The sequence below is a fragment of the Microcoleus sp. PH2017_12_PCY_D_A genome (assembly GCF_020738565.1).
Classification (GTDB): domain Bacteria; phylum Cyanobacteriota; class Cyanobacteriia; order Cyanobacteriales; family Microcoleaceae; genus Microcoleus.
In genome coordinates this window covers 1-13,655 of the sequence record NZ_JAEQCI010000064.1, presented here as the reverse complement: position 1 = coordinate 13,655, position 13,655 = coordinate 1, and the positions used below count along the sequence as shown (strand labels likewise).

The following is a 13,655-nucleotide window of genomic DNA, read 5'->3' as shown; positions in this document are numbered from 1 at the left end:
ACTATGCCGCACAGCCTCATCCTCAACCTTCTCCCCCTCTCCCCAATATCCCCCGGATACCTAACGGGAAGACACCTGCACGCCCTGTTTCTCACCCTCGCGAGCTCCGTTGACAAAAAACTCGGCGACTACCTCCACGAAGCCGCAGCAGATAAAGCCTTCACCCTCAGCCCTTTACAAACTAAAAAATGCCCTTTCAAAAAACACCATTCCCTGCAATGGGAACACGCACAACCTATTCCCGAACATACCCTCTGTTGGTGGCGAATCACTCTCCTCGATGACACTTTATTCAGCAAATTAACTCACCTGTGGCTGAATCTCAATCCCTCGAAACCGTGGCATCTGGGCCCTACTGATTTGCTGATTACTAAGATTCTGGGAACGCCGCAAGTAGATCTGCCTTGGGCTAATGCTTGCGATTACTCTCAATTGTACGAGCAAGCTTCTGATACTAATCGTTTGATTGCGTTCAGTCTGGCTACTCCGACTACTTTTCGTCAGGGCAAATTTGATTCTGTTTTGCCGACGAGAGAATGCGTTTTTAACAGTCTTCTCAGTCGCTGGAATAAGTACAGCGGTATTGAAGTTTCGCCGCTGGTACTGGATGCAGTTTTTTCGAGCTTTGTCAATATCAAAACTGAAGTTGTGACTAATTATCACAGCAATTTAATTGGGATTGTTGGGGAGGTTAGCTATCGGATTTTAGGGGATGTAGATCCGTTATTGATTAAGCAAATTAATGCTTTGGCTGATTATGCTTTGTACTGCGGATTGGGAAGGAAAACGCCGATGGGTATGGGTATGACGCGCCGTCTACCCATTCCACTTTCTGAAAAAATTACCAAGCAAAATGCAGAATTTACCTCCTCAATTCAAACCTAGTCCGACGGGGGTTTAAACCCCCGTCTCATAGCGAAAGTCCTCTGAAGAGGACTGATGAGAATGATTGAATCTTCAGTCGGTTTTAACCGACTTTAGCTATGAGACAGGGGTTTTAACCCCTGGCGGATCTGACAGCTAAGGAAAAACTTTCGATCGATAATTACCGCAAATTATCAAGATTATGAATGATACTGATGACTATATTTCGATCGCACTTCTCAACCAATACTCCTACTGTCCTCACCGCTGCTGGCGTATGTCTTGCGCCGGAGAGTTCACAGACAACCAGTATACCGTGGAAGGGACGACTTTGCACGATCGCGTTCACACTATGGGCGAAATCAACCGCGATGAAACTTGGCAGGTGCGGGCGATTTGGCTGAAGTCGGAGCGCTACAAGCTGATTGGTAAGTCGGATTTGATTGAATCGGAGAATGGTGAGTTGTATCCGGTGGAGTACAAGCGGGGGCGCAAGGGGGAATGGGATAACGATGAGTTGCAGGTGTGCGCTCAGGCTTTGTGTTTGGAGGAGATGACGGGGAAAAGTATTGCGACTGGATATGTGTATTACGCGCAGTCGCACCAGCGGCAAAAGGTGGAGATTTCTGAGCAGTTGAGACAAGAGGCAGTTGTGACTATTTCTGCAATTCAAGTTTTGATTCAGACGGGAAAGATGCCGCCTGCTAGTTACAGCAAACGCTGTCAGGGGTGCAGTTTGTACGCTCAATGTTTGCCGCAAGCTGCTGACAAACTTCGCCGCTATCAAGAAGCTAGCTAACAAATCGACAATCCTCAGTCTGTTTTATGATTCGGCGATTGAAATCGCTTCTATACGAACAAAGTCGGTCTCCGCCGACTGAAGAAGCAAGGAGACTGGTAACTAGGATTTGAGATAAAAAAAGACAGCCAATACACAACTTTAGGAATCAAAAATGGGAACGCTTTACATCAATCAAGAAGACGCTTTTATCGGTAAAGTTGACGAACGGCTGCACGTTAAAAACCATGAAAAAAAGTTGCTGGATGTGCCTTTGATTCATTTAGATGGAGTTGTAATTTTGGGACGGGCGACTATTTCGCCTGCGGCAATTGCAGAACTTCTCCAGCGCAAAATTCCTCTGACTTTTCTCACGAGTAACGGTCAATATTTAGGAAGGATTGAACCGGAAATGACTAAAAATATCTTTGTGCGGAACGCGCAGTGGCAAGCGGCGGGCGAAACTCCGCAAGCAATTCACGTTGTGCAAGGCTTTATTCGAGGTAAGTTGAAAAATTATCGGAAGTGTTTGGCACAAACTCAACGTGACCATTCTGAACTGACACTAGATTCGGCAATAACTCAAATTGCTAATGTTATTGCCAAACTGGACAAGGCTGATAATATCAATTCCCTGCGCGGTTTGGAAGGTGCGGCAAGTGCAGCTTATTTTGGTGTTTTCAGTCAGCTTATTCGGGCTGAAGGTTTTGTGTTTAAACCGAGACATCGGCCGGCTACGGATTCGGTGAATTCTTTGTTGAACTTTGGCTACACTCTGCTGCGTCACGATGTACAAAGTGCGATTAATATTGTTGGTTTCGATCCTTATTTGGGATACCTGCACGTTCAGCGCTACGGCCGCGTCGGGCTGGTGTTCGATTTGATGGAGGAATTTCGGGCTGTGGTTGTCGATAGCGTGATTTTAAAAGCTATCAATCAGCGGGTACTGACTCCGAATGATTTTGATGTGGAACCTGTCAGTAATGTGGTGCGGCTTTCGGAAACTGGGCGGCGTGAATTTCTGACGCTGTACGAGAAGAAAAAACAGTCTGAGTTTAAGCATCCGGTTTTGGGACGTAAGTGCACTTTTCGCGAAGCCTTTGAGATTCAGGCGCGGCTGTTGGCGAAATATCTGATGGGCGAAATTGACCAGTATCCTCCTTTGGTGTTGAAATAATGATGCACATTCTGATTTCCTACGATGTCCCTGAAGATAAGCGGCGGACGAAGATTCACAAAATTCTCAAATCCTACGGGCAGTGGATGCAGTACAGTGTATTTGAGTGTACAGATTTGACGGAGACTCAGTACGCTAAGTTGCGATCGCGCTTGAGCAAAGTCATCAAGCCCGAACAAGACAGCATTCTATTTTTTCCCCTGTGCGCTTGCTGTCAGGCCAAGATTGAGCGTATCGGTGGGGTAGTTCCAGTAGATAGGACTGTGTTTTTTGCCTAAAAATGCGGGAGTCGGTAGGTGTAAAATTTGGGGTGTCAGATTTTTCGGCTATAATGTAGATGCCGCAAGGGTTTGATGCTCCTATCTTCTAAAAACGATTCCCGCAATCCCTAAAACCCATGCCAGATAAGAGTTTGAATGCTATATGAAAAATCGGGTATTGACAGATCGAAGGCTGAAATGGTACTTTTGGATTAGATTCCCGCAACTGAACCTTGAAAACCAAATACACCAACGGTTTCAAAGGCCGGCGGCCGCAATCAAACTAAACCCCTATTAGGGATTGAAACATTTTGCCCAGACTGGGAGCTACGGAATTCCTTAGGCCGCAATCAAACTAAACCCCTATTAGGGATTGAAACGTAGACCATGCCTCAAACCTTAGGCCCTAAAATCGCCGCAATCAAACTAAACCCCTATTAGGGATTGAAACGCTCTAACTTCAAAGCTTCCTGAGCTTCTGTAACTTTAGCCGCAATCAAACTAAACCCCTATTAGGGATTGAAACAATTGAGAACAAAGATAGAGGTGTCTTTATTTTCTCGCCGCAATCAAACTAAACCCCTATTAGGGATTGAAACTTCCTGAAGTCCACCGCTTTGTTGTTGGTGGTAACTGTCCGGCCGCAATCAAACTAAACCCCTATTAGGGATTGAAACTTAAGCAGACAACTAAAAAACCCACTTATTTCCTGCCGCAATCAAACTAAACCCCTATTAGGGATTGAAACAGGAAGTTTAGCTTTATCTGTAAAAGATGAAGCAATATTGCCGCAATCAAACTAAACCCCTATTAGGGATTGAAACGGCGGCCGCCTTCGGCTAAGGTGGACAGCAAACGCCGCAATCAAACTAAACCCCTATTAGGGATTGAAACCTGTAAATTTTTTCTGTTGGGCGTCAGTCAGTCCCCCCCAAGCCGCAATCAAACTAAACCCCTATTAGGGATTGAAACATAAAATTTTTGCTTAAGCTAACCCAACAAATCCCGGCCGCAATCAAACTAAACCCCTATTAGGGATTGAAACGCAAGGTTATCGGGGACGGCATCTATTTCAAAATGTAATAAAAGCCGCAATCAAACTAAACCCCTATTAGGGATTGAAACAAAGACTTGATTGAAAACTTGCAGCGCTTGCCCGAAGCCGCAATCAAACTAAACCCCTATTAGGGATTGAAACTTAGGACAGCAAGCTTTGTTTCTCACAGAGAGCGGCCGCAATCAAACTAAACCCCTATTAGGGATTGAAACTGACCACTTCAATCGGTGAAGCGTATCTGTTAGCCGCAATCAAACTAAACCCCTATTAGGGATTGAAACGCGTGTCGAGCAAATAACTGCTAGTTTAGTAATCAGGCCGCAATCAAACTAAACCCCTATTAGGGATTGAAACCATCAATCAAAAAAGTCCCGGCCGTTAGACCGGGAAGCCGCAATCAAACTAAACCCCTATTAGGGATTGAAACTTCTGCCCAGTCTTGCCATTTTTCAGGCACGTTCTTTTTTGCCGCAATCAAACTAAACCCCTATTAGGGATTGAAACTTGATAAAAAAGTATCTGTAGGCAACTCTGGATTGCTAGCCGCAATCAAACTAAACCCCTATTAGGGATTGAAACTTTGAGGCAATTCGTTACCCAGGAGGGTGCCGGGACGCCGCAATCAAACTAAACCCCTATTAGGGATTGAAACCCGTTTCATACTCTTCAGGAAAATCAAGAACCGAGAAAGAGAGCCGCAATCAAACTAAACCCCTATTAGGGATTGAAACCCTTGCAAGCCTTGACCCATTCATCATGTTGTAAGGGAGCCGCAATCAAACTAAACCCCTATTAGGGATTGAAACATTCCAGTGCGCTCGTAGGCAACTGCTGCATTCGCTGAGCCGCAATCAAACTAAACCCCTATTAGGGATTGAAACAGACGGCATTGGCAATAGTATTGTATTGCCAAGCCGCAATCAAACTAAACCCCTATTAGGGATTGAAACCATAATGCACAGCGGGAATCGGACTGATGAAACCGGGCCGCAATCAAACTAAACCCCTATTAGGGATTGAAACGAGGAACTTCGAGCATAAGTCCTGTATGGCAGTCTCTACTTTAGCCGCAATCAAACTAAACCCCTATTAGGGATTGAAACATCAACAGCTTCTCGACCACCAGTGATGGTTTTGAGCCGCAATCAAACTAAACCCCTATTAGGGATTGAAACTCGATGACCACTACTTTTGGTATTTCCGGTTCCAGCGCCGCAATCAAACTAAACCCCTATTAGGGATTGAAACAACGACCCTTATGGCGTGCGAGCTGGGTCTGCTGAAGCCGCAATCAAACTAAACCCCTATTAGGGATTGAAACGACGGGCTAGGAAATCGGATTGAATCTTTCACCGAGCCGCAATCAAACTAAACCCCTATTAGGGATTGAAACATCAGCATCTCTATTTAGAAAAGCCGATTCGCTACTAGCCGCAATCAAACTAAACCCCTATTAGGGATTGAAACATGGAAACAACTAAAAACCATTGAGAAGATTAGAGCCGCAATCAAACTAAACCCCTATTAGGGATTGAAACGCGTTCTTACTATGTACCGCCTCGGTACAAACTGGCCGCAATCAAACTAAACCCCTATTAGGGATTGAAACATAAAACCAGCCAGTATTAATTTTACCTGAGCCGCAATCAAACTAAACCCCTATTAGGGATTGAAACTTTAAAAACTGAACAATTATAGGATGAAATTTTATGCCGCAATCAAACTAAACCCCTATTAGGGATTGAAACTTTTAGCCTATACAGTGTAAGGCTTTCAAAGGTTTGTGCCGCAATCAAACTAAACCCCTATTAGGGATTGAAACTTTCGCGGCTAGCTTTCATGCCACTGCTAGATTCTAGCCGCAATCAAACTAAACCCCTATTAGGGATTGAAACTCAATTGTCAATAAGATTAGAATGATGATTATACAGGCCGCAATCAAACTAAACCCCTATTAGGGATTGAAACCCACTTAGAAGGATGAATATAATCGTGAGATTTATAAGAGCCGCAATCAAACTAAACCCCTATTAGGGATTGAAACAACCTTACCTTTGATGGTATTAAAAATTGCAGGCCGCAATCAAACTAAACCCCTATTAGGGATTGAAACACAGTTTCCTCCCCCAAAGCAACCACAGCAAAACTGCGCCGCAATCAAGCCGCAATCAAACTAAACCCCTATTAGGGATTGAAACATTTTTCACCGAGCAGAAATATTGTTGCCTAAAGCCGCAATCAAACTAAACCCCTATTAGGGATTGAAACAGGGCCGTCTAAAAATCCCGCCGCCCGAGCAATCAGGCCGCAATCAAACTAAACCCCTATTAGGGATTGAAACTCCCAATCCCTAAACTCTTGCGGTTGGTATGTTTCAGCCGCAATCAAACTAAACCCCTATTAGGGATTGAAACTTTGAGAATCTTAATTTCTCCTTGGCCTGCCTCTGGGTGAGCCGCAATCAAACTAAACCCCTATTAGGGATTGAAACAAATCGTGTGACCAGACAGTCTGTTTTTTGATTTGCCGCAATCAAACTAAACCCCTATTAGGGATTGAAACCCAGACTTAGGCAAGTACAAGGTTAGTATTAGCCAAGCCGCAATCAAACTAAACCCCTATTAGGGATTGAAACAATTTATTCGTCCATTTGATTAAATATGCAACTAGCCGCAATCAAACTAAACCCCTATTAGGGATTGAAACCCAAAATTCCACCTACGATCGCACCGACACCTTGCCGCAATCAAACTAAACCCCTATTAGGGATTGAAACTTCTGCAATTTTTCTGTAAGTTCCCTCGTACATTTTACGCCGCAATCAAACTAAACCCCTATTAGGGATTGAAACGCATCTGCGTAATCATTGTAGTATAAGCCTCCAACGGGAAAGCCGCAATCAAACTAAACCCCTATTAGGGATTGAAACAATTGACCGCTCTTACTACTAGAGCGCCCTTTTGCCGCAATCAAACTAAACCCCTATTAGGGATTGAAACTGATAGATTATGCTCTCTCCGGTGGTCTTGGAAAGCCGCAATCAAACTAAACCCCTATTAGGGATTGAAACATTTCAACGCAATCCACCAAGTCAGCAACAACCACGCCGCAATCAAACTAAACCCCTATTAGGGATTGAAACTTTGAATTCTGTTATTAATGCACATGGCTTTCCTTTGCCGCAATCAAACTAAACCCCTATTAGGGATTGAAACGGAAAATCAATTGCAGGAATTGAACCTGATTTCAGCCGCAATCAAACTAAACCCCTATTAGGGATTGAAACCAAGCTGGTGCCAAATTCGCCTAACACAATGCAGGCCGCAATCAAACTAAACCCCTATTAGGGATTGAAACCTCTTCATTAGTTTGCGGGAACGTAGGTGAATGAACGCCGCAATCAAACTAAACCCCTATTAGGGATTGAAACTCTTTAGCAACTTCTGCTTCTTCCAAAACTCGATCGCCGCCGCAATCAAACTAAACCCCTATTAGGGATTGAAACACAGCCATCATTGCCCAATCCTCCTACGCGGTCCGGCCGCAATCAAACTAAACCCCTATTAGGGATTGAAACAATTACGGCCATATTCACTCCTAAAAACTTAAAGCCGCAATCAAACTAAACCCCTATTAGGGATTGAAACACTTAGTACAACCGGAGAGGAGTTTAGGCTGCGAAGCCGCAATCAAACTAAACCCCTATTAGGGATTGAAACCTTAATTCTTGAATGTCGGACGCTAGCAATTCTGCCGCAATCAAACTAAACCCCTATTAGGGATTGAAACTTCACTAAGAAGGTGATGTGCTGCGATTTATCCTCGAGCCGCAATCAAACTAAACCCCTATTAGGGATTGAAACCCTCGGCAATCCGCGCCTCATCCGATGCCCTGCCGCAATCAAACTAAACCCCTATTAGGGATTGAAACTGCAGTGCAGCACTCAGCGCCAGACGCTGATGTTGCGCCGCAATCAAACTAAACCCCTATTAGGGATTGAAACAAAACGCAGAGAACAGCGGAAACAGAAAGAAGTAAGCAAGCCGCAATCAAACTAAACCCCTATTAGGGATTGAAACTCGAAATAAATCTCGCTGCGAAATTGTGGCTTTGCCGCAATCAAACTAAACCCCTATTAGGGATTGAAACCAAGCGATCGTACAAAGACTTCGGCACTTTCGATGCTGGGCCGCAATCAAACTAAACCCCTATTAGGGATTGAAACATCGGGTAAGGACTGACAAAATTCCACGAGAAAGCCGCAATCAAACTAAACCCCTATTAGGGATTGAAACTTGTGGTGCAGTAAACTCGTAAGGTATTTCCAAAGCCGCAATCAAACTAAACCCCTATTAGGGATTGAAACCGATCGCCTCCACAGCTTGCGGTATCGGACTCCCGCCGCAATCAAACTAAACCCCTATTAGGGATTGAAACATGGGATTTATTTAGGAGATTCTTTTGATGATAGCCGCAATCAAACTAAACCCCTATTAGGGATTGAAACCTTTGGGATATGATAATAATTTATGTAATTTGCCAAGCCGCAATCAAACTAAACCCCTATTAGGGATTGAAACTTCCTATTGAGATTACTTCTATGCAATCTCTTATTGCCGCAATCAAACTAAACCCCTATTAGGGATTGAAACCATGTACAAGCACCAAGTATCAAAAAGCTGTTGCGCCGCAATCAAACTAAACCCCTATTAGGGATTGAAACTTAAAACCTGCGTTCAACATTCAGCACCAAACCCTAAGCCGCAATCAAACTAAACCCCTATTAGGGATTGAAACTTGAGAGGAAACAGGCTCTATTTCGCGTTTCAGGCCGCAATCAAACTAAACCCCTATTAGGGATTGAAACAATTGCTGGCTCCACTGGACATCTACTTTTTGTGCCGCAATCAAACTAAACCCCTATTAGGGATTGAAACAAATATCCTGTAGACAACCCATCAAAAGAAAAACTGCCGCAATCAAACTAAACCCCTATTAGGGATTGAAACCTCAACCTTTATTGGCTACGCCATAGGAATTATAAATAAAACGCCCGCCTTCAACAATTATCTGCAAATCACCACTCCGACTTTAAGAATTAATATTTTCAATAATTATTAGCAATTGGTAATTGGCAATTAGTGGGAGAATCTCAATCAGTGCTTTTGTCGTGCCAGCGTCCCCGATCGCAAATCTTGTATGTGTAGCGAGCGAAGACGCTCGCACTACTAACAAAAAAATGCTTTTCACATTCATTGAGATGCTCGGGTAACTAGCAACCAGAAATTACCCATTACCAATTACCCATTACCAATTCCTTACTTCATCACCTGCCAATCCATAATCCGCCACTGTCCGTCTTGGCGGATTAAGTCGTAGCGGATACGCAGATTTTCGTCGCGGGAAGTAACTAGCCGATCGGCATCGAAGGTTTCGGCTTTTTCGCTGACTTGGGCTTCTACTTCGGCGCGATCGGGATTTGTTGGATTCGCCTTAACTCCTTTAACTTCTAGCTTGTGCACGTAACGCTGGTGGGCGTTGTTTTTCTGTTGAGCATCTGCCATCAACTGCCAGCGAGACAAAGCCGGTTCTGTGAGAACTTTCTGTAATTCTTCCACAGCGTGATTGGGGCCCAAAGCCGCCGCTTTCGCCGACAGCCAGTCTTGAACTATTTGTTTGGCTGCTTCTTCCGTCATTGCTCCCGACACTGGGGCGGGGGCGGAGGCACCAGGCTCTGGAGTCGGGGCTAGTGCGGGGATTTCTACGGGCGGTGCATCCAGGCTGACGGAGGCTTGTTCTCCTTGCAGGGATGGGCCCGACAGGGCTTGCATGGCACTCGCCAGCAGGCTGAGTATCCACCACAGGATTAACAGGCTCAGGACGCCTGCGACGACAAGCAGAGCCAGCTTGTTTGGTGGCAGGGACTTGATTTGGGCCCCAATTTGGGCTGCTAGGGTGCGCGCCCGATCGCCAAAAGAGCCTGTTAACCCCTGACCGATCGCTCCGCTGCGCCGGCTCGAACTCTGGCTCCGGCGCGGTTTGGAGGTCGAGGTCGCAGGCCGTCCCGCCGTAGCTGTCGGGAGAGAGACGGCCGCTGCCGCCCCAATTCCTGCCGCCGTTGCCTGGTATTTCGGCGCTGAAGCTGCGCTGGAGCTGTCGGCCGGTACGGGGGTCAAGGTGACACTACTGGCTAGCTGTTTGGCTGCTGGCGGCTGTGGTGGTGCGGGCGGACGATCGCCCGCTGGTTGCAGTTTCCCCGGAGGTTTGCCCGATCGGGGTTGCACGACGACCCATTCGTTAGCGGTTTCTGCATCCGACGGCAAAGCTTCTAGGTAAGCTTGGACTTTCGGGTCAGCAAAATAATCTTTCAAAGAAACTGACTGGGAAGCCAAGTCGCGGAAATGAGGAAACACTTCTTCTTGCAGCCAGTGTTCGGCGTACAAGCAGAGTCCGGGCAACAAATCGGGAGAATCTTGGGAATGTTCCCGAATGAAGGCGAGGGGTTCTTTTTCCGAACTGAGTTCGAGAGCTCTGCTGGCTTCTTCTGTTTGGCCCAGCAGCAGCGAACACACGGCTTTTTCGAGGTGAACGTCTTGGCGGCGGCCGAGCTGCATCAGCATCAGCTTGGCGCGGCGGATCATCGCGGGCCCTCTGGAGGCAAATCCTTGGGCTAACAGGGTGTAGACCGATAGGTAAGTGGCGACTGCGGAGGGGCGGCCGGCTTCAGCCTCAAATAGGGTCTGCTGCTCGCTGCTGGTTAGGTGTTTGCGAAGTTGCTGGACGAAGCGGAGGAAGTCTTCTATTCCTAAACCCGAGCGATCGTCCCCCGAGCCATCAATGCCGCCCCGTTCTTCGAGCATTTCTCGCAGGATTTGCAGTCCCTGGCGGCGCTCCGAGACTTTTTCTTCGGGGAGCGATAGTAATTCTAAAATGTTGTACGGACGGAGTTTGTATATATCGGTTTGCATTTCACCCCTCACGCTTGGAAATAAGCTTTCGCGCAGCAGCAGTTCTTGACCTGCGTCTAGTGATTTTGCCGCATTTTGGTATTGACCTTGCTGCCACTGTTCGCGGCCGAGTTCTAGGCACGCCAGGGCTACGGTTAAAACTATGTCTGGCCGGACGAGCTGCGGGTCGCCGAAGCGGCCTTCGTCGATCGCGATGCTGCCATTGTTGAGATACGGGCGCCCCAGCTTCTGTACGAGTTCGTATTCCCCCAGTTCTTGCAGTACGAGCAGGGCTCCTACGAATTGGTTGTCATCGATTTCAATACTTGGAGTGTGGGGGTCGGGAGCAGCGTCTAAAGCCTTAGACTCTGCAGCAACGGTTTCTCCTGCATCTTGCAGGACTGTGGCCGGCCCAGTAGAGGTTTTCGACCTCTGCTTGGCCGCCATGGCTGCTTCCGACTCTCGATCGTAAGTTTTGGCTAAAAAATTGACATCATAAGCTTTGCGCCCGTCTGAGTCTGACAGAACGGCGCAGGCTTCATCGATCAGTTGTTTGCGGGCGACGATCGCAACTTCGGAATACTCCCGACGTGGAAGCTGTAAAGTGCGATCGCCGTGAGCCTGCTGCAACTGTTCGGCAGTAGCTTGAATCGGTAGACCCAAAATACGGTAGTAATCTAGTGGAATAAGCACAGTCCACTTCCCCAAAGCGCTAGCAACTGAATTAGCCTATCTTAGGTGATGCTCTCACATCAAATCTCAAAAATATGATTTTGATGTGAGCTTCTGAGTCCTGTTAAGGATATCGAGAACTTCCTTCAAGGTACTCCGACTGTTTCCCTCTACGGCGTTTTAGAGTGAGGTTCGCATCCTGCCCCACTTTGAACAAGACCGATCTTAAGTTTTAGAGACAACCGCAGCCGGTCGATGTGGCAGTTGGCTTTCCCAATTTTGGCAAATTTCCCATACTAAGCTCATTTTAACAATGCTTGCAACTGCTGTTGGGAAAATGTTCGCCCATTTTCTGCTGCGGTTGTGTCCACTCTCGGTTTACATTGAGTTGAGTATTGCAAGATATCACCTGTCTAAGAAGCCGATCGGGTATTAATTTTTTATGGAACGGACTTTACCAGTTTTTGACGCACAAAGCGTAACTATTTCTCGGGATGAGGGCTTGATGCTCTACGAGGATATGGTTTTGGGGCGCTTTTTTGAGGACAAGTGTGCTGAGATGTACTACCGGGGCAAAATGTTTGGTTTTGTCCACTTGTACAACGGACAAGAAGCTGTCTCTACTGGCGTGATTCGATCGATGCGCCGGGATAGTACCGATTATGTCAGCAGCACCTACCGCGATCACGTTCACGCTTTGAGCGCGGGCGTACCAGCGCGGGAAGTGATGGCGGAGTTGTTCGGAAAGGCCACCGGTTGCTCGAAGGGCCGCGGCGGTTCGATGCACATGTTTTCGGCAGAACACCGGCTGTTGGGAGGCTATGCTTTTGTGGCTGAGGGGATTCCTGTAGCTACGGGGGCGGCTTTTCAATCGAAGTACCGGCGCGAAGCTTTGGGAGATGAAAATTCCGATGGCGTGACAGCTTGTTTTTTTGGCGATGGCGCGGCCAATAACGGGCAGTTTTTTGAGTGTTTGAACATGGCTGCCTTGTGGAAATTGCCGATTCTTTATGTTGTGGAAAACAACAAATGGGCGATCGGCATGGCCCACGAGCGAGCTACTTCTGACCCCTTGATTTTCAAGAAAGCTCATGCTTTTGGCATGGCTGGCGTCGAGGTTGACGGGATGGATGTTTTGGCGGTGCGGGAAGTCGCCAAGGAAGCTGTAGCGCGGGCGCGGGCCGGCGAAGGCCCGACTGTAATTGAGGCTTTGACTTATCGTTTTCGTGGCCATTCCTTGGCAGATCCTGACGAATTGCGATCGAAGGAAGAGAAGGAATATTGGTTCCCCCGCGATCCGATTAAGAAGTTGGCTGCTGATTTGATCGATCGCACTTTGGCTACTGCTGAAGAATTAAAGGCGATCGACAAAAAAATCGAAGCTGTCATTGATGATGCGGTAGAGTTTGCCGAGAAAAGCCCCGAACCCGATCCGAGCGAATTGTATCGGTATATCTATGCTGAAGATTAGTAATTTTTAGCGATAATTTGCGTGCACTTGCAGCCTACAGGTTTTAACCTGCGGCTGCAAGCATTTCAAGCTATAATTGAAGGTATACTTTCTGTACGCAAAGAGAGGCGGTATGATAAATATCGATCGCACTAAAATTCAACTCAGCAACAATATGGGTGCAGTTCGAGTCAAAGTAAAGCTAACCAATGCAATTGATGAAGCCTTAGTGAGGCGAGGATTGCTCAATCCGAATCTGTTGCGGGTGTACGAAGCAGAAGCATTAATAGATACGGGCGCCGTCAGAACTGCTTTACCAGCCGATGTAGTAGAATACCTCGGTTTAAAAATGGGTCTTCTGGGTTTGCGGTGATAAGAAAAGCTAATTAGAAAAGCAAGCTAATAGTCGATCTCGAAAATTGTCGAAATTAACAAATCCATAGGCTTGA

General features: G+C 46.6%; 7 protein-coding genes and 1 CRISPR repeat array. Of the genes, 6 read left to right on the top strand and 1 reads right to left on the bottom strand.

Translation table 11 applies throughout. The features are described 5' to 3' along the window. The first annotated feature begins 3 nt into the window (after positions 1-3). From cas6 to cas2, 4 genes are all read left to right on the top strand, one after another. On the top strand, positions 4-885 hold the full coding sequence (cas6, locus tag JGK39_RS19185) for a CRISPR-associated endoribonuclease Cas6 (protein WP_293296390.1): 882 nt from the start codon (positions 4-6) through the stop codon (positions 883-885). A 181-nt stretch (positions 886-1,066) separates the two neighbouring features. Further along, a complete protein-coding gene (cas4, locus tag JGK39_RS19180) occupies positions 1,067-1,663 on the top strand; it encodes a CRISPR-associated protein Cas4 (RefSeq protein WP_293296392.1) in 597 nt (198 codons plus the stop codon). Positions 1,664-1,817: 154 nt separating this feature from the next. Next, positions 1,818-2,819, top strand: coding sequence for a type I-D CRISPR-associated endonuclease Cas1d (gene cas1d / locus JGK39_RS19175; protein ID WP_293296393.1), 1,002 nt, complete (start codon positions 1,818-1,820; stop codon positions 2,817-2,819). Next, the gene (gene cas2 / locus JGK39_RS19170; RefSeq protein WP_366048860.1) at positions 2,819-3,097 is read left to right on the top strand and encodes a CRISPR-associated endonuclease Cas2; all 279 of its coding nucleotides are present in this window, start codon (positions 2,819-2,821) and stop codon (positions 3,095-3,097) included. The genes cas1d and cas2 overlap by 1 nt, the downstream gene beginning before the upstream one ends. A gap of 253 nt (positions 3,098-3,350) precedes the next feature. Then, positions 3,351-9,146: a CRISPR direct-repeat array (repeat unit 37 nt; unit sequence GCCGCAATCAAACTAAACCCCTATTAGGGATTGAAAC). Positions 9,147-9,455: 309 nt separating this feature from the next. On the opposite strand, the gene JGK39_RS19165 is transcribed toward cas2, so the two are convergent. Next, a complete protein-coding gene (locus JGK39_RS19165; RefSeq protein ID WP_293296395.1) occupies positions 9,456-11,777 on the bottom strand; it encodes an IMS domain-containing protein in 2,322 nt (773 codons plus the stop codon). 421 nt (positions 11,778-12,198) lie between these two features. Between JGK39_RS19165 and pdhA the strand changes: the two genes are divergently transcribed. Both pdhA and JGK39_RS19155 read left to right on the top strand, forming a co-directional pair. Beyond that, entirely contained in the window at positions 12,199-13,227 is a 1,029-nt protein-coding gene (gene pdhA / locus JGK39_RS19160; protein ID WP_293256381.1) for a pyruvate dehydrogenase (acetyl-transferring) E1 component subunit alpha, read from the top strand. Between the two features lie 112 nt (positions 13,228-13,339). Continuing rightward, positions 13,340-13,579, top strand: coding sequence for a hypothetical protein (locus tag JGK39_RS19155; RefSeq protein ID WP_293296397.1), 240 nt, complete (start codon positions 13,340-13,342; stop codon positions 13,577-13,579). The last annotated feature ends 76 nt before the right edge of the window (positions 13,580-13,655 follow it).